Source organism: Pseudomonas sp. AAC (assembly GCF_000725445.1).
In the GTDB taxonomy this organism is placed as follows: Bacteria; Pseudomonadota; Gammaproteobacteria; order Pseudomonadales; family Pseudomonadaceae; genus Pseudomonas; species Pseudomonas citronellolis.
In genome coordinates this window covers 667,979-694,478 of sequence record NZ_KL647096.1, presented here as the reverse complement: position 1 = coordinate 694,478, position 26,500 = coordinate 667,979, and the positions used below count along the sequence as shown (strand labels likewise).

Genomic DNA, 26,500 nt, shown 5'->3' with positions numbered 1-26,500 from the left:
GCTGGGAGTGGGGTTTCAGCTGGGTGGGGGCGGTGCTTGTCCTGAAGAGCGCCCTCTTCCTAACCCTCTCCCTGAAGGGAGAGGGGACCGTTGGGCAGAACTGGGGATTCTGGAGTCAGTCGGCAGCGCCGTTGGTTTCCGGCTGAAACCATTCCTCCTCTCGGCACAGACTAGCCCCCTCTCCCTTCAGGGAGAGGGCTGGGGAGAGGGGACAGAGTCAAGCTACCACTCCAGAGCTGGGAGGGGCCGCAGTGCCTGCCCTGCGCCACCCCATCAATCCCGCCTGGACCTTTGAGCCAGGAGCCAGCTCAGTTTCCCCGACTGACTCCAACCTCCCCGCACACACCAAACGGTCCCCTCTCCCTCCGGGAGAGGGTTAGGGTGAGGGGGCCGCAGGCCTGCCCTACGTTACCTCCATCAACCCCGCATAAGCCTTCAGGTGATGATCGTCATCGCCCAACTGGTGACCCAGCATCACCAGCCGCTTGGCATGGTGCGCCAGCACGTATTCCCAGGTCATGCCGATGCCGCCGTGCAGCTGGATCGCCTGCTCGGCGATGTAGCGCCCGGCGCGGGTGACGATGAACTTGGCCGCGGCCAGGGTGCGGCTGCGCTCGGCGCTGTCCGGCTGGTCCGCCACGCAGGCGGCGAGGATGGCCATGGACGTGGCCTGCTCCAGCTCGCTGCGCATGTCCACCATGCGGTGCTGCAGCACCTGGAACTTGCCGATGGGCACGCCGAACTGCTTGCGCGTCTTCAGGTAGTCGAGGGTCAGGGCGCAGGCTTCCTGCATGCTGCCCAGGGCTTCCGCGCACTGCGCGGCGATGGCGCGGCCCTGCTGGTAGCGCAGCGCCGGCAATGCTTCGCCCGGCACGCCGACGGCCTCGGCCACGGCGCCGTCGAGGAACAGCTCGCAAGCCTTCTGCCCGTCGATGGTCGGATAGGCACGGCGCTGCACGCCGCTCTGCTGCGGATCGACCAGGAACAGGCCGATGCCCGCCTCGTCCCGCGCGTTGCCCGCTACCCGCGCCGAAACCAGGATCGCCGTGGCGCTCTGCCCGCCGATCACCACCGCCTTGCGGCCGTTGAGCTTCCAACCGTCGCCGGCCTTCTCCGCGTGGGTCTGCACGTCGTGCAGCTGGTAATGGCTCTGCGGCTCTTCCAGGGCCACCGCCAGCTGCGCCTCGGCGCTGGCGATGCGCGGCAGCCAGCTGTCCTTCTGCGCCTGGCTGCCCAGTTGGGCGAGCAGCCCGCCGGCGTGCACCACCGATTGCAGGTAGGGCTCCAGGCACAGGCCGCGGCCCAGTTCGGTGAGCACCAGCATGCTGTCCACGCCGCCGCCGAAGCCGCCGTAGGCTTCGGGCAGCGACACCGAGGTCAGGCCCAGCTCGCCCAGCTGGCGCCAGAAGCCGGCGCTGTAGCCAAGTTCGCTGTTGCCGAAGCCCTCGCGCCTGTCGAAGGCGTATTCGTCGCGCACCAGGCGCGCCGCGGTGTCCTGCAGCATCTGCTGCTCTTCGCTGAGTTTGAAGTCCATGCTCACGCCCTCACAGCTCGAGAATCATCTTCGAGACGATGTTCTTCTGGATTTCGTTGGAGCCGCCGAAGATCGACAGCTTGCGCAGGTTGAAGTACTGGCTGGCCGGCGCGCTGGCGTAGTCGGCGTGCAGCGGCTCGGCGCCCAGCTCGAATTCTTCTTCGAGGAAGGGCAGCGCGTAGGGGCCGATGACCTTGCGCAGCAGATGGCTGATGGCCTGGCGGATCTCGGTGCCCTTGACCTTGAGGATCGAGCTTTCCGCCCCCGGCACGCCGCCTTCGCGGGCGGCGGCGAGGATGCGCAGGGTGCTCATCTCGATGGCCATCAACTGCATCTCCACCTCGGCCACCTGGGCGCGGAACAGCGGGTCTTCCAGCATCGGCCTGCCGTCGCACAGCTCGCGGCTGGCCACGCGCTTGAGGTGCGCCAGCACTGCCTTGGACGCGCCTATGCCGGCCAGGCCGGTGCGCTCGTAGGTGAGCAGGTACTTGGCGCAGGTCCAGCCTTCGTTCTCGCGGCCGACCAGGTTCTGCACCGGCACCTTCACGTTGTCGAAGAAGACTTCGTTGACCTCGTGCTCGCCGTCCAGGGTGATGATCGGCCGCACGGTGATGCCGGGGCTCTGCATGTCGATCAGCAGGAAGCTGATGCCGCGCTGCTGCTGAGCCTCCGGGTCGGTGCGCACCAGGCAGAAGATCCAGTCGGCGTGCTGGCCCAGTGTCGTCCAGGTCTTCTGACCGTTGACGATGTAGTGGTCGCCCTCGCGCACCGCGCGGGTCTTCAGCGAGGCCAGGTCGGAGCCGGCGCCCGGCTCGGAGTAGCCCTGGCACCACCAGTCGGTGCCGTCGAGGATGCGCGGCAGGTAGTGGGCCTGCTGCTCGGGCGTGCCGAACCTGATGATCACTGGGGCGACCATGTTCACACCGAAGGGGATGGTGCGCGGCGCGCCGAAGGCGGCGCATTCCTCTTCGAAGATGTGCTTCTGCACGGCGTTCCATCCGGTGCCGCCGAATTCCACCGGCCAGTGGCTGGCGTACCAGCCCTGCTCGCTGAGGGCGCGTTGCCAGCGCTGGTGGTCCTGTTTGTTCAGGTGCTTGCCCAGGCGCACCTTGCTGGCGATGTCGGCCGGCAGCTTGTCGCGCAGGAAAGCGCGGACTTCATCGCGGAAGGCCAGTTCGTCGGGGGTGAAGTGGATGTCCATGGCGGTTCCTTAGAGGTCGGCGAAACGGCGGCCTTCGGCCACCAGGCGTTCGAGCAGCGGCGCCGGCTCCCACCAGGCGCCGAAGCGCTGGTGGAATTCGCGGATGCGTTGCAGTACGTGGTCCAGGCCCAGGCGGTCGGCGTGGAACAGCGGGCCGCCGCGCCAGGCGGGGAAGCCGTAGCCGTTGAGGAAGATCAGGTCGACGTCGCTGGCGCGCTGGGCGATGCCCTCGTCGAGGATGCGCGCGGCCTCGTTGACCAGGGCGAAGAGGCAGCGCTCGACGATGTGCTCGGCGCTCACCGGCTGGCGAGTGATGCCGCGGGCAGCAGCGGCCTGTTCGAGCATGGCCGGCAGCGCCGGGTTGTCCTGCGGGGTGCGCGAGCCTTGCGGGTAGAGGTAGAAGCCGGCGCCGCTCTTCTGCCCGAGCATGCCGGCGGCGTACAGGTGGTCGAGCACCGTGGGCAGCGTCTGCCCGGGCTCGAGGCCGGGGCGCTGGCGCTCGCGGATGGCGTGGCTGATGTCCAGCCCGGAGAGGTCGCGCACCGCCAGCGGGCCCATGGCCATGCCGAAGTCGCGCAGGGCGGCGTCCACCTGGGCCGGGCTGGCGCCTTCTTCCAGGAGGAACTCGGCCTGGCGGCCGTACTGGAAGATCATGCGGTTGCCGACGAAGCCGTCGCACACGCCCACCGCCACCGCGACCTTCTTCAGGCGCTTGCCCAGTTGCATGGCGCTGGCCAGCACTTCGGCGGAAGTCTCGCGGCCGCGCACCACTTCCAGCAGGCGCATGACGTTGGCCGGGCTGAAGAAGTGCAGGCCGACCACGTCCTGCGGGCGGCGGGTGAAGGCGGCGATGGCATCGAGGTCCAGCGACGAGGTGTTGCTGGCGAGGATGGCGCCGGGCTTGCACACCGCGTCCAGGCGCTCGAAGACCTGGCGCTTGACCTCCAGGCTCTCGAACACGGCTTCGATCGCCAGGTCCGCGTCGGCTAGCGCGGCGTAGTCGAGCACGCCCTGGATCAGGCCCAGGCGCTTTTCCATTGCGTCGCTGGTGAGGCTGCCGCGTTCGACGCTGGCCTGGTAGGTGGCGCGGGCGCGTTGCAGGGCGCGGTCGAGGGCGGCGCCGTCGACTTCCAGCAGCTTCACCGGGATGCCGACGTTGGCGAAGCACAGGGCGATGCCCACGCCCATGGTGCCGCCGCCGATCACCGCGGCCGTGCGCACTTCGCGCACCGGGGTGTCGGCGGGCAGGCCGGCGATCTTCGCCGCTTCGCGCTCGGCGAAGAAGGCGTGGATGAGGGCGGCGCGCTGCGGCGACTCCAGGCATTCCTGGAACAGTTCGCGCTCGCGCTTCAGGCCCTCGGCCAGGGGCAGGCGGCTGGCGGCTTCCACCGCGGCCACGCAGCGCAGCGGGGAGAACAGGCCGGGCATGCGCTTCTGCACTTCGGCGTGCTTGGCGGCGATCAGCGCGGCGTCGCCTTGCACCTGGCGCTCGCCGCTGCGGCGCGGGCCGCGGCCTTCGTCCAGCAGGCGGCGGGCGTAGGCCAGGCCGGCTTCGGCCAGGTCGCCGTCGACGAGTTTGTCGAGGATGCCGTATTCCACGGCCTGCGGCGCCTTCACCGGGTTGCCGGAGACGATCATCTCCAGCGCCCGTTCCACGCCGGCCAGGCGCGGCAGGCGCTGGGTGCCGCCAGCGCCGGGGAGCAGGCCGATCTTCACTTCCGGCAGGCCGACCTGGGCGTCGGCCCGGGCGATGCGGTAATGGCAGGCCAGGGCCACTTCCAGCCCGCCGCCCAGGGCGGTGCCGTGGATGACTGCCACGCTGGGCTTGGCGGAGGCCTCGATGGCTTCCACCACCTCGGGCAGCGAGGGCGCCTGCGGCGGCTTGCCGAATTCCTTGATGTCGGCTCCGGCCATGAAGGTGCGCCCGGCGCACACCAGCACCACCGCGCGCACCGCGGCATCCGCCTCGGCCTCGCGGAAGGCCCGCAGCAACCCGGCGCGCACCGCCAGGCCCAGGGCGTTGACCGGGGGATTGTCGACCTTGATCAGGGCCACGTCGGCGTGACGTTCGACCTGCACTACCTCGGACATGCTCAGCGTCTCCGTTGTAATTGTGGTTTTTAACGGAATTATGTTTCGCTGTGCAGAATATAAAGATCACTGGGGGTTGTCGAGGGGGTTGTGCTTTTCGTAGGAGCGAGGGGGCGCCTAGCCCTTGCTCGCGAACGGTGCCTCCCGGCTGCTTCGGTGTCGTGGTTTGACTCCGCCCCTCTCCCTAACCCTCTCCCTGAAGGGAGAGGGGACCGTTCGGCGCGTTCGGGCATTCCTGAGTTAGCCGGCAGCGCCAGCGGTTTCCGGCTGAAACCATCACTTCTCTCGGCACAGACTGCCCCCTCTCCCTTCAGGGAGAGGGCTGGGGAGAGGGCGCTCTTCGGACAAACACCATAGGCCCGGCCGGAAATCCGTTCGCGAGCAAGCTCGCTCCTACGAGAACGTAGAGCGCAGGGCGTCGGCCGAAACGCAGACAAAAAAAGACCGCTCTCCCCTGCCTGAATCTGGAAAAGCGGTCTGTTAAGCGAAAAGAAGTCGTGGAAACACCGTTATAGCTCCCCCGCCGTTTCAGCTTGTTTACAGGCGAAAAAAAGCCGCGCCCTTGCGGGGCGCGGCTTCTTCAAAGGTGCGGTCGGCTATCAGAACGCCGGAACCACGGCACCCTTGTACTTCTCCAGGATGAACTGCTTCACCTCGGGGCTGTGCAGGGCGGCGGCCAGTTTCTTCATGGCGTCGCTGTCCTTGTTGTCCGGGCGGGCTACCAGGATGTTCACGTAGGGCGAGTCCGAACCCTCGATGGCCAGGGCGTCCTTGGTCGGGTTCAGCTTGGCTTCCAGGGCGTAGTTGGTGTTGATCAGCGCCAGGTCGACCTGGCCCAGCACGCGCGGCAGGGTCGCGGCTTCCAGTTCACGCACCTTGATGTTCTTCGGGTTGTCGGTGATGTCCTTCGGGGTGGCGGTGATGCTCTTCTCGTCCTTGAGCTTGATCAGGCCGGTCTTGGCCAGCAGCAGCAGGGCGCGGCCGCCGTTGGTGGCGTCGTTGGGGATCACCACGGTGGCGCCGGAGGGCAGCTCGTCGAGCTTCTTGTACTTGCTGGAGTAGGCGCCCAGCGGCTCGATGTGCACGCCGGTGACGGCTACCAGGCTGGTGCCCTTGGACTTGTTGAACTCGTCCAGGTACGGCTGGTGCTGGAAGAAGTTGGCGTCCAGGCGCTTCTCGGCGACCTGGGTGTTGGGCTGCACGTAGTCGGTGAATTCCTTGACCTTCAGCTCCACCCCTTCCTTGGCCAGGATGGGTTTGACGAAGTTGAGGATTTCCGCGTGCGGCACCGGGGTGGCGGCCACGCTGAGGGTTTCGGCCGCGTTGGCGCCGGTGATCGACAGCGCCGCGGTGGCGGCGAAGGCGGCAAGCAGTTTCTTCATGGAGCGCTCCTTTTGGGATTTTCCTGTGGCCCGCGGGGCCTTGTGGTTATTTGCGGGAGAAGTGGACCACCAGCTTGTCGCCGACGGTCTGCAGAACCTGTACCAGCACCAGCAGCATGATCACGGTGACCACCATGACGTCGGTCTGGAAGCGCTGGTAGCCAAAGCGGATGGCCAAGTCGCCGAGGCCGCCGGCGCCGACCACGCCGGCCATCGCGGTGTAGGACACCAGGGTGATGGCGGTGACGGTGATGGCGGCGATGATGCCCGGGCGGGCCTCCGGCAGCAGGGCGTTGCAGATGATCTGGCGGGTGCTGGCGCCCATCGCCTGGGTGGCCTCGATGATGCCCTTGTCGACCTCGCGCAGGGCGGTTTCCACCAGGCGCGCGAAGAACGGCGTGGCGCCCACCACCAGCGGCGGGATGGCCCCGGCGACGCCCAGCGAGGTGCCGGTGATCAGCACGGTGAAGGGGATCATCACGATCAGCAGGATGATGAACGGCAGCGAACGCAGCACGTTGACCACGAAGGACAGCAGGGCGTAGACCGCGCGGTTCTGGAACAGCTGCCTGGGCCCGGTGAGGAACAGCAGCACGCCCAGCGGCAGGCCGAGGATGACGGTGAACAGCAGCGAGCCGCCGAGCATCCAGAAGGTGTCGATGCTGGCCTGGAGGATTTCCGACCAGTCGATATTTATAAAGAAGTCGTTCATGCGCGCAGCACCTCCACATGCACCTCGGCCGCGTTCAGCTGGGCCATGGCCGCCTCCATGTCACCGCCCACCAGGGCCAGGGTCAGCTGGCCGTAGGGCTGGTCCTTGATGCGGTCGATGCGCCCGGCGAGGATGCTGTAGTCCACCCCGGTCTGCCGCGCCACCGTGCCCAGCAGGGGGGCGTAGGTGGCTTCGCCGCGGAAGGTCAGGCGCAGGATACGCCCGGGCACGTGGGCGAAGTCGTCGTGCTGTTCGTCCTCGTCGACGCGCTCGGCCTCGAAGACGAAGCGCCGGGTGGTTTCGTGCTGCGGGTGGAGGAAGACGTCGGCCACCTCGCCCTGCTCGACGATGCGCCCGGCGTCCATCACCGCCACGCGGTCGCAGACGCGGCGGATCACGTCCATCTCATGGGTGATGAGCACGATGGTCAGCTTCAGCTCGCGGTTGATCTCAGCCAGCAGCTGCAGGACCTGGCCGGTGGTCTGCGGGTCCAGCGCGCTGGTGGCCTCGTCGCAGAGCAGCAGCTTGGGCCCGCAGGCCAGGGCGCGGGCGATGCCGACGCGCTGCTTCTGGCCGCCGGAAAGCTGCGCCGGGTACTTGCGGGCGTGGTCCTGCAGGCCCACGCGCTTGAGCAGTTCGTCCACCCGCGCGGCGATCTGCGCGGCGCCGAAGCTGCCGGCCAGCTTCATCGGCATGGCGATGTTCTCGGCCACGGTCTTGGAGGCCAGCAGGTTGAAGTGCTGGAAGATCATCCCGACGCGCTGGCGGAAGCGCCGCAGGCCGTCGGCGTCGAGGGCGGTGACGTCCTCGCCGTCGATGACGATGCGCCCGCCGCTGGGTTCTTCCAGGCGGTTGATCAGGCGCAGCAGGGTGCTCTTGCCGGCGCCGGAGTGGCCGATCAGGCCGAACACCTGGCCGGCGCCGATGCTCAGGCGCGTCGGCTGCAGGGCCGGGATGTCGCGGCCGGCGACGCGGTAGGTCTTGTGGACGTCGTGGAATTCGATCACGTGGCGAACCTTGTGGGTACGGCGAAGTGTGGGAATGGCGCGCTCTGCCGGGGTGTCCTGGCAAACGAGCGTAGGCGCTCGGCAAAAACCGCGCATTTTACCCTGCTTTCCTATAGCCGATTAATCCTTGTTCGGATAAGGGCCGGGCGAAACGGAATAAGACGGGCGGACGCGGCTTTCAGGGCTCGCACTTGACCGGGGCGGCGGCCTTGGGCTGGCCGATGTCCTTGACATCGGCGGCCAGCGCCGGGGCGCGCGGCATCAGCGAGCGGGCGCGGGCCAGGGCGTTGCTGGCGCCGTTGACGTCGCCGGCCTGCAGGGCCTCGCGGCTGCGTTGCAGGTAGGCGTCGGCCAGGCGCTGGCGGCGTTCGGCCAGCTGCGCGGCATCCTCGTGCTCCTGGCCCAGCTGCAGTTGCGCGGCTTCCAGCTGGCCGGCGGCCAGGCGGGCCTCGAAGCCGGAGCCGGCCGGCGCCTGGCCGGACAGGCTCTGGCACGCGCCCAGCAGCAGGGCGAGGGAGAGGACGAAAAGCAGACGGAGGGCAAGGAACTTCATGCCAGTCATTCTCGATTGATCAAAAAATCGACAAATTCTACACCGTCCGCCGCGGCAGGACAAAACTCAGCAGGAACAGCGCTGCGGCACTGACCACGATGGACGGCCCGGCCGGGGTGTCCTTGAACCACGACAGCGCAAGCCCGGCGCACACCGCCACCAGGCCCACCAGGGTGGCGCCGAAGGCCATCTGCTCGGGGCTGCGGGCGTGGCGCTGGGCGGCGGCGGCGGGAATGATCAGCAGCGAGGTGATCAGCAGCACGCCGACGATCTTCATGGCCACGGCGATGACGATGGCGATCAGCAGCATCAGCGCCAGGCGGATGGCGGTCACCGGCAGGCCCTCGACCCGCGCCAGTTCCTCGTGCACGGTGATCGCCAGCAGCGGCCGCCACAGCCAGCAGATCAGCCCCAGCACCAGGGCGCTGCCGGCGACTATCCACATGAGGTCGGTCTGGCTCACCGCCAGCAGGTCGCCGAACAGGTAGGCCATCAGGTCCACCCGCACTTCCTTCATGAAGCTCAGGGTCACCAGGCCCAGGGACAGCGTGCTGTGGGCGAGGATGCCCAGCAGGGTGTCGGCGGCCAGCGGCTGGCGCTGCTGCAGGGTCACCAGCAGCACGGCCAGCAGTACGCAGCCGACGGTCACCGCGAGGGTCGGGCTGACGTCCAGCAGGAAGCCCAGGGCCACGCCGAGCAGCGCGGCATGGGACAGGGTGTCGCCGAAATAGGCCATGCGCCGCCAGACCACGAAGGAGCCCAGGGGGCCGGCGACCAGCGCCAGGGACAGCCCGGCCAGCAGCGCGTAGAGAAGGAAATCAGCCATGGTTGCAGTCGGGGCCGTGCTTGTGTACCGGGGTCAGTTTGCCGTGGATAGCCAGGCCGGCGCCGCCCTGCGGCACCACTTCGCCGTGCAGGTCGTGGGCATGGTCGTGGTGGTGGTGGTAGACCGCCAGGCTGCGGGCGTCCTGGCCGAACAGCTCGACGAAGGCCGGGTCGCCGCTGACCTGCTCGGGGTGCCCGTGGCAGCACACGTGGCGGTTCAGGCAGACCACCTGGTCGGTGGTGCTCATCACCAGGTGCAGGTCGTGGGAGACCATCAGCACGCCGCAGCCCAGGCGGTCGCGCAGGCGGGTGATCAGGCGGTACAGCTCGGCCTGGCCGGCGACGTCGACGCCCTGCACGGGCTCGTCGAGCACCAGCAGCTGCGGCTTGCGCAGCAGCGCGCGGGCCAGCAGCACGCGCTGCAGTTCGCCGCCGGAGACGGTCTGCAGCGGGCTGTCCAGCACCTGCGCGGCGCCCACTTCCTTGAGCGCGGCCAGGGCCTGCTCGCGGCCCACGCCGGGCACCAGGCGCAGGAAGCGCAGCACCGAGAGCGGCAGGGTCGGGTCGACGTGGAGCTTCTGCGGCATGTAGCCGATGGTCAGCTTCGGCTGGCGCCACACCGTGCCGCTGTCGGGCCTGAGCAGGCCGAGCACGCTGCGCACCAGGGTGGTCTTGCCGGCGCCGTTGGGGCCGATCAAGGTGACGATCTCGCCGGCGCCGATGCTCAGGCTGACGTTCTGCAGCACCGCCTGCCCGGCATAGCGCACGCCCACCCCTTCGAGGCGGACCAGGGGCTGGCTCATCAGGCCTCCCGCTGCTTGGGCGCGCAGGCGGCGCAGAGGCCGACCACTTCGACGGTCTGCGTCTCGACGCTGAAGCCGACGCCCTCGGCGCCGGCGACTATGGCCTGGCTGATGGCCGGCTGTTCCAGCTCGATGGCGGTGTGGCAGGCGCGGCAGATGAGGAACTGGCCCTCGTGGGCGTGCTCGGGGTTGTTGCAGCCGACGAAGGCGTTGAGCGAGGCGATGCGGTGCACCAGGCCGTTTTCCAGGAGGAAGTCCAGCGCCCGGTAGACGGTGGGCGGCGCGGCGCGGCGGCCGTCTTCCTCGCTGAGCACGGCGAGGATGTCGTAGGCGCCCAGCGGCCTGTGGCTCTGCCAGACCAGTTCCAGCACGCGCCGGCGCAGCTCGGTCAGGCGCACGCCCTGGCGCGCGCAGAGCGCGTCGGCCTCGGCCAGGGCGCCGGCCACGCAGGTGGCGTGGTCGTGCGGGCGGCAGGCCAGCGGGGTGTTGGGCATCAACTTGTACATTGCGGCGACGACGCTCGGGTACGGAGACGTTATTATATTACCCTTTACCTCCCTGCCCGTGTGAGTCCGCCGTGTCCCTGCGCCCATCCGCCCTGCTCCTCGCCTGTTGCACCCTGTTCCTGAGCCTTGGCGCCAGCGCCGAGGTCAAGGTGCTGACCAGCATCAAGCCGCTGCAACTGATCGCCGCCGCCGTCCAGGACGGCGAGGGCAGCCCCGACGTGCTGCTGCCGCCCGGCGCCTCGCCGCACAGCTACGCCCTGCGCCCCTCGGACGTGCGCCGCCTGCGCGAGGCCCAGCTGTTCTACTGGGTGGGCCCGGACATGGAAGTGTTCCTCGACAAGCCGCTGCAGGCCCGCCAGGCCCCCAGCGTGGCGGTGCAGGAGCTGCCGGGCATGCACCTGCGCAAGTTCGTCAACTTCGAGAACATGAGCCACGCCGACTACGAGGACCACGACCACGATCACCGCCCCGGCACCCTGGACGCGCACCTCTGGCTGCTGCCGGCCAACGCCCAGGCCATCGCCGCGCGCATGGCCGAGGACCTGGCCATCGCCGACCCGCTCAACGCCGGGCGCTACCAGGCCAACCTCAAGGCCTTCGACGAGCGCATGGAACAGCTCGACGCGCGCCTGAAGCAGCGCCTGGCGCCGCTGGTCGGCAAGCCCTACTTCGTCTTCCACGAAGCCTTCGACTACTTCGAGGAAGCCTACGGCCTGCGCCACGCCGGGGTCTTCGCCCTGTCCGCGGACGTGCAGCCGGGGGCGAAGCACGTCGCCGCGATGCGCGCGCAACTGCAGAAGGCCGGCCCGTCGTGCATCTTCAGCGAACCGCCGCTCCGCCCGCGCCTGGCCGATACCCTCAGCGCCGGCCTGCCGGTGCAGCTGGCCGAGCTGGATGATCTGGGCGTGGCGGTCAAGGTCGACGCCAATGGCTATGAGAGGCTGCTGGGCAACCTGGCCGATGAGTTCGCCGGGTGCCTGGAGAAGCTCTGAGGCGGCGCTCTTGTAGGATGGGTTGAGCGAAGCGATACCCATCGGGCCATGCCATGGTGATGGGTATCGCAAGCTCAACCCATCCTACGGTCTTTGGTGGGGTGAGAGGGAATGGTGCCTGCCGGGGGGCCATGGTGCTGGGATGGGTACCGCTCCCTCTCCCCAGCCCTCTCCCTGAAGGGAGAGGGGGCTAGTTCGTGCCGAGAATAGAACAGGCATCAGCCTGAAAATTTCGGCGTTGCCGGCTAACTCCTATATCTCCGACTCTGCCCAACGGTCCCCTCTCCCTTCAGGGAGAGGGTTAGGGAGAGGGCGCTCTTGCGCTCTTGGGCACTTAGGCTCTTGCCCCCACCCCAACCCCCTCCCTCCCGCCCCCGCTCACCTACACTTTCCCCCTGCGTCCCATCGCCTCATAGGCAAATACCTCTTCCGGGTACTAGAGTCTCCGGCTGGACTAAATACACAATATGTAGTTTCGTGTATTTACTGGATAACTAGATATTGCGGTCTGCCCCAAGCCGGCCGCGCACCAACGGGAGGATCTTCAGCGGATGGCCAAGACCGATGCTCGCCCGCAGGGCACAGACCAGGCGGCACTCGAACTGCAGCCGGCGTCCCAGGACATCTGGGACAGCAAGTACCGGCTCAAGCAGAAGGACGGCACGCCCATCGACGCCAGCGTCGACGAGACCTGGCAGCGGGTGGCCCGCGCCCTGGCGGACGTCGAGCCGGACGCGGCGACCCGCGAGCACTGGTACGAGCGCTTCCTCTGGGCCCTGCGGCATGGCGCCATCCCGGCCGGGCGGATCATCTCCAACGCCGGCGCCCAGGGGCACAAGCCGGCCACCTCGACCATCAACTGCACCGTCTCCGGGATCATCCACGACTCCATGGACGACATCCTGCAGAAGGTCCACGAGGCCGGCCTGACGCTCAAGGCCGGCTGCGGCATCGGCTACGAGTTCAGCACCCTGCGCCCGCGCGGCGCCTACGTGTCCGGCGCCGGCGCGCACACCAGCGGGCCGCTGTCGTTCATGGATATCTTCGACAAGATGTGCTTCACCGTCAGCTCCGCCGGCGGCCGCCGCGGCGCGCAGATGGGCACCTTCGACGTCGCCCACCCGGACGTGCGCGAGTTCATCCGCGCCAAGCGCGAGGACGGCCGGCTGCGCCAGTTCAACCTCAGCCTGCTGATCACCGACGACTTCATGCAGGCGGTGCAGGCCGACGCCGACTGGCCGCTGCTGTTCCCGGTGCACCACAAGGAGCGCGACGAGGTCGACCTGGACGACCCGGCCCAGGTGCTCTGGCGCGACTGGCCGATCCACGACGAATACCTGGTCGGCGAGGACGGCCGCGTCGCCTGCAAGGTCTACGGGCGCGTGAAGGCGCGGCACCTGTGGGACATGATCATGGTCTCCACCTACGACTACGCCGAGCCGGGCTTCATCCTCATCGACCGCGTCAACGAGCTGAACAACAACTGGTGGTGCGAGGCCATCCGCGCCACCAACCCCTGCGGCGAGCAGCCGCTGCCGCCCTATGGTTCCTGCCTGCTGGGCTCGGTGAACCTCACCGGCTTCGTCGTCGACCCCTTCGGCGAGGAGCCGCACTTCGACTGGGAGCGCTACCGCGAGGTGGTGCGGGTGTTCACCCGCATGCTCGACAACGTGGTGGAGGTCAACGGCCTGCCGCTGGCGCAGCAGCGTGAGGAAATCCTCGGCAAGCGCCGCCACGGCATGGGCTTCCTTGGCCTGGGCTCGACGCTGACCATGCTCAAGCTGCGCTACGGCAGCCCCGAGGCCTGCGTGTTCACCGAGGAAGTGGCGCGCGAAATGGCCCTGGTGGGCTGGGAAGTGGCCCTAGACCTGGCCCTGGAGAAAGGCCCGGCGCCGGTGCTGGCGCAGGACTACGAAGTGACCGCGGAAATGCTGCGCAAGCGCCCGGAAATGGCCGCCGACGGCCTGAAAGTGGGCGACCGGGTGCCCGGCCGCGTCCTCCACGCCAAGTATTCGCGCTACATGCAGCGCATCGCCGAGCACGCCCCGCAGCTGGTCGAGGCCCTGGCCCGCCACGGCGCGCGCTTCACCCACCACAGCTCCATCGCGCCCACCGGCACCATCAGCCTGAGCCTGGCCAACAACGCCTCCAACGGCATCGAGCCGAGCTTCGCCCACCACTACTCGCGCAACCTGATCCGCGCCGGGCGCAAGACCAAGGAGAAGATCTCGGTGTTCAGCTACGAACTGCTGGCCTACCGCGCCAAGGTCGACGCCAAGGCCGTGCCCGACGCCGAGGACGGCAAGCACCGCCTGCCGGAGTACTTCGTCACCGCCGACGACATCACCCCGCAGCAGCACGTGGACATCCAGGCGGCGGCGCAGCGCTGGATCGACTCGTCGATCTCCAAGACCGCCAACGTGCCCACCGACTACCCCTTCGAGGACTTCAAGGACATCTACCTCTACGCCTGGCGCCAGGGCCTGAAGGGCTGCACCACCTTCCGCTTCAACCCGGCCGCCTTCCAGGGCGTGCTGGTCAAGGACTCGGACCTGGAGAAGACCCTCTACCGCTTCGAGCTGGAAGACGGCAGCACGGTGGAACTCAAGGGCAACGAGGAAGTGGAGTACGACGGCGAGACCCACACCGCCGCCAACCTGTTCGATGCCTTGAAAGAAGGCTACTACGGCAAGTTCTGAAGCCGCGGAGGAATCCCATGCCAGTGAAAATCAACCAGAAGATCCGCAGCTTCGAAGTGGTCGACGTCGCCGAGGAAAAGGCCCGCGCCGAGGCTGCCGCGGCGGCGGCCGTGGTGAAGATGGACGAAACCCTGCAGCGCCCGGAGATCCTGGTGGGCGCCACTTACAAGATCAAGTCGCCGCTGTTCGAGCACGCGCTCTACGTGACCATCAACGACATGGTGCTCAACCCCGACACGCCCTACGAGCAGCGCCGGCCCTTCGAGATCTTCATCAACTCGAAGAACATGGACCACTTCCAGTGGATAGTCGCCCTCACCCGCATCATGTCGGCAGTGTTCCGCAAGGGCGGCGACTGCACCTTCCTGGTGGAGGAAATGAAGGCGGTGTTCGATCCGCGCGGCGGCTATCTCAAGCGCGGCGGCATCTACATGCCCTCCATCGTCGCCGAGATAGGCGCGGTGGTGGAACGCCACCTGGTAGCCATCGGTCTGATGCAGGGCCCGCAGATCGACGAGGAACAGCGCCTGTACCTGGCGGAAAAGCGCGCGGCCTACGAAGCGGCCCAGGGCACCAACAAGGCCGAACCCGGCGAAGGCTTCCCCGCCGGCGCCCAGCTGTGCGGCAAGTGCAACACCATGGCGGTGGTGCAGATGGACGGCTGCGCGACCTGCCTGAATTGCGGGTATTCGAAATGTGGGTGAGCCGGAGTCTTTGCGAAGCATGCTTCGCCCGGCGAACGACTGACCATGGATGGTCAGGCCGGGGTTGAACTTGGGCGGAGGAGTATCGACAGGGATGTCTGCTCAAGATCGGATCTTCACTCCGTACGAGCATGCGTCGCGCCGGCGAACGACCGGCCAAGGATGGCCGGGCTGGGGTTGAACTTGGGCAGAGGAGCAACGACAGGGATGTCCACTCCGACTCAGATCTTCACACCCGCATGCGCCACGCTGGCACATCCCCTGTAGGAGCGAGCTTGCTCGCGAACGGAGCTTCGCCGGCAACCTCGGAGCTTGACCTGAAGAACTCCCTCTCCCCAACCCTCGGCTGCGCGCCCCGCCCTGAAGGGAGAGGGGGCTGTCCGGCGCAGATGGGAAATTCGGCATCAACCTGTAGGCCTGTAGGAGAAACACCCCGTAGGATGGGTTGAGCGAAGCGATACCCATCGCCATGACTCGGCACGATCCCCCTTCGCGAGCAAGCTCGCTCCTACGAAAAGCCGTGCCATCCGGCAGAACCGTGGGGGCGTCATCCCGCGATCGCGCGCAGGGCGCGCTCCTACAGGTGGGCATCGAGGCCCCTGGGACGCACGGACGTAGGAGCGGACTCCGTCCGCGATAGCGTACATACGCCGGCCCTGCCGGCGGAAATCGCGGATAAATCCGCTCCTACAAAAAACCGTACCGTCCGGCGGCGGCCCTACAACGCAAACGGCAAATGAATGTCCACCTTCTGCCGCTTCGCCAGGCGCCGTTCGAACTCGCCCGGGTCGTGGATCAGCACGTCCTGCCCGGCGAAGGCCTCGGCGGCGATCAGGCGCGACAGCCAGAAGCGCACGCAGGCCACGCGCAGCATTTCCGGCCACAGCTCGGCCTCCAGGGCGGTGAACGGCCGGCGGCTGGCGTAGGCGGCCAGCAGCGCGCGGGCGCGGGGGCCGTCGAGTTCGCCGTCTTCGTGGGAGCACCAGTCGTTCAGGGTGATCGCCAGGTCGTAGAGCATCCAGCCCGAGCAGGCGTTGTAGAAGTCGATCACCCCGGCCAGGTGCGGGCCGTCGAACAGCACGTTGTCGCGGAACAGGTCGGCGTGCAGGTTGGCGCGCGGCAGCTCGGGTTGTTCGGCGAGTAGCCGGGCGATTTCCTCCAGGGCGTTTTCCAGCAGTTCGCGCGGGGCCGGGGCCAGGTGCGAGGCGAGGTTCTCGCCCTGGTGCAGCATCCAGCTCAGGCCGCGGTCGCTGGGGCGTTCGATGATGCGCCCGCGGGTGGCCAGGTGCAGGCGTGCCAGCAGGGCGCCGACCTCGCCGCAATGGTGGGCGTTGGGCTGGCGCTCGTGGCGGCCGGGCAGGCGCGGCTGCAGCAGCGCCGGCTTGCCCTCCAGCTGGCGCAGGGCCTCGCCGGATTCGGTGCGCAGGGCGTAGGGCACCGGCAGGTCGGCCTCGTGGAGCACGTCGAGCAGTTCGACGAAGAACGGCAGGTCCTGCACCGGGCCGCGCTCGACCAGGGTCAGGACGAATTCGCCGCGCTCCAGGCTGACGAAGAAGTTGCTGTTCTCCGAGCCCTCGGGGATGCCGCGGAACTCATGCAGGCGCCCCAGTCCGTAGGGAGCGAGGAAGCTTTCCAGGGTGGAACGCTCAAGAGGGGTGAATACCGACATGCTCAGGCCTCGTGAGCGCCATGGGGTTGAAGGTTTACCAGCTGAAGATCTGCCACTGCGGGATCAGCTTGTCCGGCTGGTCGGAACGGATGAAATTGCCATCGCTGCCGTCCTGGCGCACCAGGAAATACGGCTTGCCATGCTTGGGCGTGACCTTGATGGCATAGAGGAAGCCGTTGACCCGGTATTCCTGGATGGTCTTGTCGCCCTCCTGGCGGATGGTCACATCCGGTTCGGGCGTCGGCGCTTCCTCGTCCACCGCCATGGCGACCAGGGGGGATACGGCCAGCAGGGCGGCGAGCAACCAGCGTTTGCGACTGCGCATGATAACCTTGTTCCTTTGTCGATTCGGCTGGGGTCATTCTAGCCCCTGGCCTCCGGAAAAGGTTGATTCCACTCATGAGTCAAGCACCCCTCGTCCTCGTGGACGGCTCTTCCTACCTGTACCGCGCCTTCCATGCCCTGCCGCCGCTGACCACCTCCACCGGCATGCCCACGGGCGCGGTGAAGGGGGTGCTGAACATGCTCAAGAGCCTGCGCAAGCAGTACCCGGACAGCCCCTTCGCGGTGGTCTTCGACGCCAAGGGCCCGACCTTCCGCGACGAGCTGTTCGCCGAATACAAGTCGCACCGCCCGCCGATGCCGGACGAGCTGCGGGTGCAGATCGAGCCGCTGCACGCGGCGGTGCGCGCGCTGGGCCTGCCGCTGCTGTGCGTGGAAGGGGTGGAGGCCGACGACGTGATCGGCACCCTGGCCCGCAGCAGCGCCGCGGCGCAGCGCCCGGTGGTGATCTCCACCGGCGACAAGGACATGGCCCAATTGGTCGACGGGCACATTACGCTGGTCAACACCATGACCGGTAGCTCGCTGGACGTGGATGGCGTTAAGGAGAAATTCGGCGTCGGTCCTGAGCTGATCATCGACTACCTGGCGCTGATGGGCGACAAGGTCGACAACATCCCCGGCGTGCCCGGGGTCGGCGAGAAGACCGCGCTGGGCCTGCTCACCGGCGTCGGCGGCGGCCTCGACGTGCTCTACGCCAGCCTGAACAAGGTGCCCGAGCTGCCGATCCGCGGCGCCAAGGGCCTGCCGGCCAAGCTCGAGGAAAACCGCGAGCAGGCCTACCTGTCCTACCAGCTGGCCACCATCAAGACCGACGTGGCGCTGGACATCGAGCTGGATGCCCTGCACCCGGGCGAACCGGACCGCGAGGCGCTGATCGAGCTGTACCGCCAGCTGGAGTTCAAGAACTGGCTGGACGACCTGCTGCGCGAGGCCAAGGACGCCGGCGAAAGCCCCGCCGAGAGCGCCCCGGCCCAGGACTCGCGCTACGAAACCGTTCTGGAGCAGGCCGCCTTCGACGCCTGGCTGCAGAAGCTGCAAGTCGCCGAGCTGATCGCCTTCGACACCGAGACCACCAGCATCGACGCCCAGCAGGCGCAGGTGGTGGGCGTGTCCTTCGCCGTCGAGCCGGGCGAGGCCGCCTACGTGCCCCTGGCCCACAGCTACATGGGCGTGCCCCAGCAGCTGGACCGCGACGCCGTGCTCAAGGCCCTCAAGCCGCTGCTGGAAGACCCGAACAAGGCCAAGGTCGGCCAGCACGCCAAGTACGACATCAACGTCCTGGCCAACGCCAGCACGCCCATCGAGGTGCGCGGCGTGGCCTACGACACCATGCTCGAATCCTACGTGCTCAACTCCACCGCCACCCGCCACGACATGGACAGCCTGGCGCTGAAGTACCTGGGCCACAGCACCATCCGCTTCGAGGACATCGCCGGCAAGGGCGCCAAGCAGCTGACCTTCGACCAGATCGCCCTGGAGCAGGCCGGCCCCTACGCCGCCGAGGACGCCGACGTGACCCTGCGCCTGCACCAGGCCCTGTGGGAGAAGCTGCAGGCCATCCCGTCGCTGGCCAAGGTGCTGACCGACATCGAGATGCCGCTGGTGCCGGTGCTGGCGCGCATCGAGCGCAACGGCGCGCTGGTCGACGCCAACCTCCTGGGGCTGCAAAGCCGCGAACTGGGAGAGAAAATGGTCGAACTGGAGCGCAAGTCCTTCGAACTGGCCGGCCAGGAGTTCAACCTCGGCTCGCCCAAGCAGCTCGGCGCCATTCTTTACGAGAAGCTTGGCCTGCCGGTGCTGGCCAAGACCGCCACCGGCCAGCCGTCCACCGCCGAGAACGTGCTGGCCGACCTGGCCGAGCAGGACTACGAGCTGCCCAAGGTGATCATGCAGTACCGCTCCCTGAGCAAGCTCAAGAGCACCTACACCGACAAGCTGCCGGAGCAGATCAACCCGCGCACCGGGCGCATCCACACCAGCTACCACCAGGCGGTGGCGGCCACCGGGCGGCTCTCCTCCACCGACCCGAACCTGCAGAACATCCCGATCCGCACCGCCGAGGGCCGGCGCATCCGCCAGGCCTTCGTCGCCCCCGCGGGCTGCCGGCTGCTGTCGGCCGACTATTCGCAGATCGAATTGCGGATCATGGCCCACCTGGCCCAGGACGAAGGCCTGCTGGACGCCTTCCGCCACGACCGCGACGTGCACCGCGCCACCGCCGCCGAGGTCTTCGGCCTGCCGCTGGACGAGGTCACGCCCGAGCAGCGCCGCCGCGCCAAGGCCATCAACTTCGGGCTGATCTACGGCATGAGCGCCTTCGGCCTGGCCAAGCAGATCGGCGTCGAGCGCAAGGAGGCCCAGGCCTACATCGACCGCTACTTCGCCCGCTACCCCGGGGTGCTGGCCTACATGGAGCGCACCCGCGCCCAGGCCGCCGAGCAGGGCTACGTCGAGACGCTCTACGGCCGCCGCCTGTACCTGCCGGAAATCGGCTCGAAGAACGCCGCCATGCGCAAGGCCGCCGAGCGCACCGCGATCAACGCGCCCATGCAGGGCACCGCGGCGGACATCATGAAGCTCGCCATGGTCGCCGTGGACGACTGGCTGCAGGCCAGCGGCATCGACGCCCGGGTCATCCTCCAGGTACACGACGAACTGGTGCTGGAAGTGCGCGAGGACCTGGTCGAGGAGGTGGCGGCGAAACTGCGCGACCTGATGGGCAAGGCGGCGCAGCTGGCGGTACCGCTCATCGTCGAAACCGGCAGCGGTTCGAACTGGGACGAAGCCCACTGACGAACGGTCGCAGGGCCCGGGTGACGGGCTCTGCGGGGCGCCTCAGGAAACCCTGAAAAGGGCCTCGGGAAAATTTTTTCAGCCACCACTGAACTTTCCCGCTGCAGCCCGGGTCAGAACTCGTGAATGGCTGGAGAAGCCCTTCGATGCTCCTTTGCAGTGTTTAGTGTTGGCAGAATCCTGGACCCCGCCCTAGCGGTCCGGACTTAAACCCCGAACTTCCCCCTCCCCATACGAAGCTCGGGGTTTTTTTTGCCCGCGCAAAAGTGCCGGCGGCCAGCCGGCACCCTCTGCGCCAGGCCTTCAGGCCTGTTCGGCCTCCTCTCCGTCCTCTTCCAGCAGGCCCAGCCAGGCCGCCAGGACCTGTTGCGCCTCCTCCACTCCCTCGCGCTTGGGCGCCGAGAACAACTGCACGCTGGCGACGTCGCCCCAGCCCTGCTGGATTTCGCGGCGCACCTTGAGCAGCGCGTTCTTCGCCGCGCCGAAGGCCAGCTTGTCGGCCTTGGTCAGCAGCACGTGGATCGGCAGCCGGCTGGCCTGGGCCCAGTCGAGCATCAGGCGGTCGAATTCGGTCAGCGGATGGCGGATGTCCATCATCAGCACCACCCCGGCCAGCGACTCGCGGCTGCTCAGGTAGGCTTCCAGGTGCTGCTGCCAGTGCAGCTTCAGCGGGATCGGCACCTTGGCGTAGCCGTAGCCGGGCAGGTCGACCAGGCGGCGCTCGTCGTCCAGGCGGAAGAAGTTCAGCAACTGGGTGCGCCCGGGGGTTTTCGAGGTGCGCGCCAGATTGGCATGGGTGAGTGCATTTAGCGCGCTAGACTTACCAGCGTTGGAACGGCCGGCGAAGGCGACTTCGCGGCCGCTGTCTTCCGGGCACTGCTCGACCTTGGCCGCGCTGATCAGGAAGGTTGCCTGCTGGCAAAGGCTGAGGATGGGGTTCTTGGCAGGGCTCTTGGGGGGCATGGGGGGCTTCCGCGGCGGGGTGCGACTCGGTGTCGCGGGGGCCGGTCTCGTTTTCGAACAGGCAGGCGAAGTATATAATGCCGCGGATTTTGTGTGCGCTTTATCCCCCAGGGTCGGGCGCCACGGGAACGCGATAATCAACCGGCCGCGCAATAGAACGCGGACGTTCCCTCCCGATGAGGACGATCATGAAGAAACTGCTGTTCGCAGCCGTAGCCGCCGCGATGGCTACCAGCGTGCAGGCCGCCCAGGACCCGGAAGCGGTATTCAACCGGGCATGTGGCGCCTGTCATGCCGGCCAGTTGCCGATGGCCCCGAAGAAGGGCGACGCCGCAGCCTGGAAACCGCGCCTGGACAAAGGCATGGATACGCTGGTGCAGCACGTCACCAACGGTTTCAACGCCATGCCCCCGCGTGGCCTGTGCACCGACTGCAACACCGAGGACTACAAGGCAATCATCCAGTGGATGTCCAAGTAACCCGGGCTTTTCTCTTTCACCTATTAGCCGTAATGGATTAGCTGATGAACAAAATAATCGTGAGTCTGCTCTTGACCCTGGGACTGACCGCCATGGCCCACGCCGAAGTCGGCGATGCCAAGGCCGGCCAGGCGAAGGCCGCCGTGTGCGGCGCCTGCCATGGTGCCGATGGCAACAGCATGGCGCCGAACTTCCCGAAACTGGCGGGCCAGGGCGACAAATACCTGCTCAAGCAGATGCATGACATCAAGGACGGCAAGCGCACCGTTCTGGAGATGACCGGCCTGCTGACCAACCTCAGCGACCAGGACCTGGCCGACATCGCCGCCTACTTCTCCAGCCAGAAGATGAGCGTCGGCGCCGCCGATCCCAAGCTGGTCTCCGCCGGCGAGGCCCTGTACCGCGGCGGCAAGCTCGCCGAGGGCATGCCCGCCTGCACCGGCTGCCACTCGCCCGACGGCGTGGGCAACGAGCCGGCCGCCTTCCCGCACCTGGGTGGCCAGCACGCGGCCTACGTGGCCAAGCAGCTGACCGCCTTCCGCGAAGGCGAGCGCACCAACGACGGCGACAGCATGATCATGCGCAGCATCGCCGCCAAGCTGTCCAACAAGGACATCGCCGCCGTCTCCAGCTACATCGAAGGCCTGCACTGAGGCCTTCGCCCCGCGGCACGGCTTGAAAAAAAAGGGTGGCTTCGGCCACCCTTTTTCGTATCCGCCGCCACTACAATGCCTGGAACCGCCGCCGGCCTCCCCAGTCCAATCACGGCCGCGCCGCGGCGCCCCCGATCCAGCCAAGGAGTGAACCATGCGTAACCTGATTTTCACCGCCGTACTGGCCTTCGCCGGCCTGTTCGGTCTCAGCGCGCAAGCCGCCGAGTTCGAATCCGGCAAGCAGTACACCGAGCTGAGCACCCCTGTTCCGGTGTCCCAGCCCGGCAAGATCGAGGTGGTGGAGCTGTTCTGGTACGGCTGCCCGCATTGCTACGCCTTCGAACCGATCATCAACCCGTGGATCGGGAAACTGCCGGCCGACGTGCATTTCGTCCGCATCCCGGCCATGTTCGGCGGCATCTGGAACGTCCACGGCCAGCTGTTCCTGACCCTGGAAGCCATGGGCGTGGAGCACAAGGTGCACACCGCCGTGTTCGAGGCCATCCACAAGGAAGGCAAGAAACTGGCCACCCCGGAAGAGATGGCCGACTTCCTCGCCCCGCTGGGCGTGGACAAGGACAAGTTCCTCAGCACCTTCGACTCGTTCGCCATCAAGGGCCAGATCGAGAAGGACAAGAAACTGGCCATGGCCTACCAGATCAGCGGCGTACCGACCATGGTGGTCAACGGCAAGTATCGCTTCGACATCGGCTCGGCCGGTGGCCCGGAGAAGGCCCTGGAGCTGGCCGACTTCCTGATCGCCAAGGAACGCGACGCCGCCAAGGCCGCCCAGTGAGGTAACCCGCCATGCTGAGCAGGCTCCGCCAGCAGCGGGTGGTCGCATCCCGCCCCGCGCAGGTCAACCCGCAGGCCGCGGAATCCGGCTATCCCGCCGATGGCCGCCTGCGCCTGCTCAGCTTCAACATCCAGGTGGGCATCAGCACCGAACGCTACCGCCACTACCTGACCCGCGGCTGGCAGCACCTGCTGCCCGCCGCCGGGCGCGCCGGCAACCTGCAGCGCATCGGCGACCTGCTGTCCGGCTACGACCTGGTGGCCCTGCAGGAGGCCGACGGCGGCAGCCTGCGCTCCGGCTACGTCAACCAGGTCGAGCACCTGGCCCAGCTCGGCGCCTTCCCCTACTGGTACCAGCAGCTCAACCGCAACCTCGGGCGCATCGCCCAGCACAGCAACGGCCTGCTCAGCCGCCTGCGCCCGACCCTGCTGGAAGACCACCCGCTCCCCGGCCCGCCCGGCCGCGGGGCGATCCTCATGCGCTTCGGCGAGGGCGACAACGCCCTGGCCGTGGTGATGATGCACCTGGCCCTGGGCCCGCGCACCCGCACCCGCCAGCTCGCCTACATCCGCGAGCTGCTGCAGAACTACCGCCACCAGGTGCTGATGGGCGACATGAACACCCACGCCAGCGACCTGCTGGAGACTTCGCCGCTGCGCGATCTCGGGCTGATCGCCCCGCAGGTCCAGGCGACCTTTCCCAGCTGGCGCCCGCAGCGCTGCCTGGACCACATCCTGCTCAGCCCCGGGCTGACCCTGGAGCGGGTCAGCGTGCTGCCGGAGCCGATCTCCGACCACCTGCCGGTGTCCGTGGAGATCCGCCTGCCCGACGGCTGCCGGCAAGACTCCGCGCTTTCTCTCAAGGACGCTCGATGAGCCGCGACGACAACCAGCGCTGGAAGGAAAAGTACCTCGCCAACATCGACCAGCAGGAGCGCCTGGAGCGCCGCTGGGAAGTGCGCGTCGACCTGCTGCGCCGCGGCCTGGTGCGCAGCAGCCTGGCTGCCGAGGGCAGCGACAAGGCGGTCGACCAGTGCATGCAGGAACTGCGCGAACTGCTGCGCCGCAACGATATTGACGCGGGCCTGGCGCGGCTGATCCCGCGCCTGGAAAAGACCGTGCTGGACTCCGAACAGCGCCGCCAGCAGCGCATCCGCCAGAACATCACGGCGCTGCAGCAGATCGCCCAGCAGCTGCTGAACCTCGACCTGCCGCGGGACGTGCGCCTGCCGCTGAAACTGTTCGCCCGCGACCTGGAGGCGCGCGCCAGCCAGTCCCGCGAGCTGCCGGTGCTGCTCGGCGAGCTGGGCAACTTGCAGCGGCGCGTGCTGGAACAGCTTTCCGACGCCGAGGCGCCGCGCCCCGGCCTGCTGCAGCGCCTGTTCGGTGGCCGCGAAGACGGCGAGGACGGCCCCGCCCAGCCCGCGCCCGCCAGCAATGGCGCGCCGGCCAGCGAGGCGCCGGCGGCGCCGGCCAGGGCCGAGGCCGCCGTGGTCGCCGAGGCTGACGTGGCCGTCGCGGACGAAGAACCCCTGGTCATTCCGCAGCAGGCCGCCGCCGTGGCGGTGCAAGCCGATCCCGAACCGCTGCCGTCACCCGCGCCGTCCGCCGCCCTGCTGGACAGCCTGCCGCTGCCCGCCGACCTCATCCCCAGCGCGCCGCGCCCGGTGCTGCTGGATGGCGAGGGCGAGCAGCACTACGCCCTGCCGCCGATGCCGGAGCCCGGCTACAGCGCGGTGGCGCCGCACATCGAGGCCAGCCTGCTGAACCTGCTCGACCAGCTGCAGCTGCCGGCCACCTACCGCCCACAGGCCCAGGCCCTGCGCGAGCGCATCAACGGCAGCCTGAACTGGTACGAACTGGTGCCGGTGCTGGACGACCTGGCGGTGCTGGTGCTGGCCCTCAACGACAGCGGCCAGGCCGCCTTCGAAGGCTACCTGCACCAGCTCAACGACCGCCTGAGCACCTTCCTCGACAGCCTTGGCGCCGTGCAGCAGGGCCAGGACGCCGTGTCCGACAGCGCGCGGCGCCTGGACGATGAACTGCGCGACCAGGTCAGCGGCCTGCAGAACAGCGTGCAGCAGGCCACCGACCTGGACAGCCTCCGGCGCTCGGTGGATGAGCGCCTGGAAGGCCTGCTCGGCAGCATCGAGCGGCACCGCCAGGAACGCGAGGCCCGCGAGCGCGAGGCCGGGGAGCGCCTGCAGGCGCTGGTGGCGCGGGTTTCCTCGATGGAGGAAGAGGCGCGCAGCTTCCAGGCCAGCATCGAGGACCAGCGGCAGAAGGCCCTGACCGACCCCCTCACCGGCCTGCCCAACCGCGCCGCCCTGAGCGAGCGGCTGGAACTGGAAGTGGCGCGGGTGCAGCGCTTCGGCGGCGAACTGCTGCTGGCGGTGCTGGACGTCGACCACTTCAAGCGCATCAACGACGACTACGGCCACCTGGCCGGCGACAAGGTGCTGAAGATCATCGCCGGCGAGCTGGCCAAGCGCCTGCGCAAGACCGACTTCATCGCCCGCTTCGGCGGCGAGGAATTCGTCGTGCTGCTGCCCTCCACGCCGCTGGACGGCGGGCAGCAACTGCTGGAAGCCCTGCGCACGTCGGTGGAACGCATCCCCTTCCACTTCAAGGGCGAACCGCTGGTCATCACCTGCTCCGCGGGCCTCACCCAGTTCCGCGCCGGCGAGCGCAACGAAGCGGCCTTCGAGCGCGCCGACCAGGCCCTGTACCGTGCCAAGCGCGGCGGCCGCAACCGCCTGGAGATGGGCTGAGGCGCTGCCCGTGGGCGCTCCTGCACCCGCCGGCAAACACAACCCCCGTAGGATGGCGTTGAGCGAAGCGATACCCATCGCCACGGCAGCATGGGTTTCGCAGGCTCAACCCATCCTACGAAAAGCGCCCCGGTGCGGTGGGCAGTCGCTCCTGCGTCGCCCCAACCTCCCATCACCCGAACTTGACGAATGAAAGCTCTTGGGTTTTGATTCGCACCTGTAACTTTCGAATCGAAACATAAGCCTTCATGTCGAAACGCAACACGCCCCAGCGCCGCCACGAGATCCTCGCCCTGCTCAACCAGCAGGGCGAGGTCAGCGTCGACGACCTCGCCCGGCGTTTCGCCACCTCCGAGGTGACCATCCGCAAGGACCTGGCCGCCCTGGAGAGCAACGGCCTGCTGCTGCGCCGCTACGGCGGCGCGGTGCCCATGCCGCAGGAACTGCTGGCCGAGCCGAGCCCGCCGCTGTCGCCCTACAAGCAGGCCATCGCCCGCGCCGCGGCGGCCTGCATCCGCGAGCACGCGCGGATCATCATCGACAGCGGCAGCACCACCGCCGCGCTGATCCCCGAGCTCGGGCACAAGCCCGGCCTGGTGGTGATGACCAACTCGCTGAACGTCGCCAACGCCCTGCGCGAGCTGGAGCGCGAGCCGGTGCTGCTGATGACCGGCGGCACCTGGGACCCGCACTCGGAGTCGTTCCAGGGCCAGGTGGCGGAGCAGGTGCTGCGCTCCTACGATTTCGACCAACTGTTTATCGGCGCCGCCGGCCTCGACCCCGCGCGCGGCACCACCACCTTCAACGAACTGCTCGGGCTCAGCCGGGTGATGGCCGAGGTCGCCCGCGAGGTGATCGTCATGGCCGAGGCCGACAAGCTCGGGCGGCGCATGCCCAACCTGGAGCTGCCGTGGAGCAGCATCCAGACCCTGATCACCGACGAGCGCCTCAGCGACGAGGCCTGTGCCCAGATCGAGGCGCGTGGCGTGAAAGTCATACGCGCGCGCTGCACGAACTAAGGAG

The 26,500-nt window shown here is 67.9% G+C and carries 23 protein-coding genes; 10 read left to right on the top strand and 13 right to left on the bottom strand.

Annotation, left to right across the window (positions count from 1 at the left end; all coding sequences use genetic code 11):
* Nucleotides 1-403: 403 nt before the first annotated feature.
* From FG99_RS12895 to zur, 10 genes are all read right to left on the bottom strand, one after another.
* Nucleotides 404-1,534 (bottom strand): acyl-CoA dehydrogenase family protein, encoded by a 1,131-nt coding sequence (locus FG99_RS12895; protein ID WP_043270079.1) that lies wholly within the window; start codon nt 1,532-1,534, stop codon nt 404-406.
* A 10-nt stretch (nt 1,535-1,544) separates the two neighbouring features.
* Nucleotides 1,545-2,735, bottom strand: coding sequence for an acyl-CoA dehydrogenase family protein (locus tag FG99_RS12890; RefSeq protein ID WP_043270078.1), 1,191 nt, complete (start codon nt 2,733-2,735; stop codon nt 1,545-1,547).
* Nucleotides 2,736-2,744: 9 nt separating this feature from the next.
* Nucleotides 2,745-4,826: a 3-hydroxyacyl-CoA dehydrogenase NAD-binding domain-containing protein gene (locus FG99_RS12885; protein ID WP_043270077.1), complete on the bottom strand. Its 2,082-nt coding sequence runs from the start codon at nt 4,824-4,826 to the stop codon at nt 2,745-2,747.
* Between the two features lie 599 nt (nt 4,827-5,425).
* Nucleotides 5,426-6,208, bottom strand: coding sequence for a MetQ/NlpA family ABC transporter substrate-binding protein (locus tag FG99_RS12880; protein ID WP_043270076.1), 783 nt, complete (start codon nt 6,206-6,208; stop codon nt 5,426-5,428).
* A 46-nt stretch (nt 6,209-6,254) separates the two neighbouring features.
* Nucleotides 6,255-6,920, bottom strand: a complete 666-nt coding sequence (locus FG99_RS12875) for a methionine ABC transporter permease (RefSeq protein WP_043270075.1) — start codon at nt 6,918-6,920, stop codon at nt 6,255-6,257.
* Nucleotides 6,917-7,927 (bottom strand): methionine ABC transporter ATP-binding protein, encoded by a 1,011-nt coding sequence (locus FG99_RS12870; RefSeq protein WP_043270074.1) that lies wholly within the window; start codon nt 7,925-7,927, stop codon nt 6,917-6,919. Before FG99_RS12870 ends, FG99_RS12875 begins: the two co-directional genes overlap by 4 nt.
* A gap of 178 nt (nt 7,928-8,105) precedes the next feature.
* Nucleotides 8,106-8,480: a hypothetical protein gene (locus FG99_RS12865; RefSeq protein WP_043270073.1), complete on the bottom strand. Its 375-nt coding sequence runs from the start codon at nt 8,478-8,480 to the stop codon at nt 8,106-8,108.
* Nucleotides 8,481-8,517: 37 nt separating this feature from the next.
* On the bottom strand, nt 8,518-9,306 hold the full coding sequence (gene znuB, locus FG99_RS12860) for a zinc ABC transporter permease subunit ZnuB (protein WP_009614550.1): 789 nt from the start codon (nt 9,304-9,306) through the stop codon (nt 8,518-8,520).
* Nucleotides 9,299-10,108: a zinc ABC transporter ATP-binding protein ZnuC gene (gene znuC, locus FG99_RS12855; RefSeq protein ID WP_043270072.1), complete on the bottom strand. Its 810-nt coding sequence runs from the start codon at nt 10,106-10,108 to the stop codon at nt 9,299-9,301. The genes znuB and znuC overlap by 8 nt, the downstream gene beginning before the upstream one ends.
* Entirely contained in the window at nt 10,108-10,614 is a 507-nt protein-coding gene (gene zur / locus FG99_RS12850; RefSeq protein ID WP_009614552.1) for a zinc uptake transcriptional repressor Zur, read from the bottom strand. The genes znuC and zur overlap by 1 nt, the downstream gene beginning before the upstream one ends.
* Nucleotides 10,615-10,685: 71 nt before the next feature.
* Between zur and FG99_RS12845 the strand changes: the two genes are divergently transcribed.
* From FG99_RS12845 to FG99_RS12835, 3 genes are all read left to right on the top strand, one after another.
* Complete coding sequence (locus FG99_RS12845) at nt 10,686-11,606, top strand: zinc ABC transporter substrate-binding protein ZnuA (RefSeq protein ID WP_043270070.1); 921 nt, start codon at nt 10,686-10,688, stop codon at nt 11,604-11,606.
* A gap of 551 nt (nt 11,607-12,157) precedes the next feature.
* On the top strand, nt 12,158-14,305 hold the full coding sequence (locus FG99_RS12840) for an adenosylcobalamin-dependent ribonucleoside-diphosphate reductase (RefSeq protein ID WP_009614554.1): 2,148 nt from the start codon (nt 12,158-12,160) through the stop codon (nt 14,303-14,305).
* A 17-nt stretch (nt 14,306-14,322) separates the two neighbouring features.
* Entirely contained in the window at nt 14,323-15,009 is a 687-nt protein-coding gene (locus FG99_RS12835; RefSeq protein ID WP_043270067.1) for a TSCPD domain-containing protein, read from the top strand.
* Between the two features lie 718 nt (nt 15,010-15,727).
* Here FG99_RS12835 and FG99_RS12830 read toward each other — a convergent pair.
* Complete coding sequence (locus tag FG99_RS12830) at nt 15,728-16,678, bottom strand: homoserine kinase (protein ID WP_043270065.1); 951 nt, start codon at nt 16,676-16,678, stop codon at nt 15,728-15,730.
* Nucleotides 16,679-16,712: 34 nt separating this feature from the next.
* Nucleotides 16,713-17,003 (bottom strand): DUF2782 domain-containing protein, encoded by a 291-nt coding sequence (locus tag FG99_RS12825; protein WP_009614560.1) that lies wholly within the window; start codon nt 17,001-17,003, stop codon nt 16,713-16,715.
* Nucleotides 17,004-17,077: 74 nt separating this feature from the next.
* Between FG99_RS12825 and polA the strand changes: the two genes are divergently transcribed.
* Nucleotides 17,078-19,816, top strand: a complete 2,739-nt coding sequence (gene polA, locus FG99_RS12820; protein ID WP_043270063.1) for a DNA polymerase I — start codon at nt 17,078-17,080, stop codon at nt 19,814-19,816.
* Nucleotides 19,817-20,119: 303 nt separating this feature from the next.
* Here polA and yihA read toward each other — a convergent pair whose 3' ends face one another.
* Complete coding sequence (gene yihA / locus FG99_RS12815) at nt 20,120-20,779, bottom strand: ribosome biogenesis GTP-binding protein YihA/YsxC (RefSeq protein WP_043270061.1); 660 nt, start codon at nt 20,777-20,779, stop codon at nt 20,120-20,122.
* Nucleotides 20,780-20,967: 188 nt separating this feature from the next.
* On the opposite strand from yihA, the gene FG99_RS12810 reads away from it, so the two are divergent.
* From FG99_RS12810 to FG99_RS12785, 6 genes are all read left to right on the top strand, one after another.
* Nucleotides 20,968-21,258 (top strand): c-type cytochrome, encoded by a 291-nt coding sequence (locus FG99_RS12810; RefSeq protein ID WP_009614563.1) that lies wholly within the window; start codon nt 20,968-20,970, stop codon nt 21,256-21,258.
* A gap of 44 nt (nt 21,259-21,302) precedes the next feature.
* Nucleotides 21,303-21,911 (top strand): c-type cytochrome, encoded by a 609-nt coding sequence (locus FG99_RS12805; RefSeq protein WP_009614564.1) that lies wholly within the window; start codon nt 21,303-21,305, stop codon nt 21,909-21,911.
* Between the two features lie 154 nt (nt 21,912-22,065).
* Nucleotides 22,066-22,707 (top strand): thiol:disulfide interchange protein DsbA, encoded by a 642-nt coding sequence (dsbA, locus tag FG99_RS12800; RefSeq protein ID WP_043270059.1) that lies wholly within the window; start codon nt 22,066-22,068, stop codon nt 22,705-22,707.
* An 11-nt stretch (nt 22,708-22,718) separates the two neighbouring features.
* Nucleotides 22,719-23,582, top strand: coding sequence for an endonuclease/exonuclease/phosphatase family protein (locus tag FG99_RS12795; protein WP_009614566.1), 864 nt, complete (start codon nt 22,719-22,721; stop codon nt 23,580-23,582).
* The gene (locus tag FG99_RS12790; RefSeq protein ID WP_043270058.1) at nt 23,579-25,477 is read left to right on the top strand and encodes a GGDEF domain-containing protein; all 1,899 of its coding nucleotides are present in this window, start codon (nt 23,579-23,581) and stop codon (nt 25,475-25,477) included. The genes FG99_RS12795 and FG99_RS12790 overlap by 4 nt, the downstream gene beginning before the upstream one ends.
* 248 nt (nt 25,478-25,725) lie before the next feature.
* Nucleotides 25,726-26,496: a DeoR/GlpR family DNA-binding transcription regulator gene (locus FG99_RS12785; RefSeq protein ID WP_009614568.1), complete on the top strand. Its 771-nt coding sequence runs from the start codon at nt 25,726-25,728 to the stop codon at nt 26,494-26,496.
* The last annotated feature ends 4 nt before the right edge of the window (nt 26,497-26,500 follow it).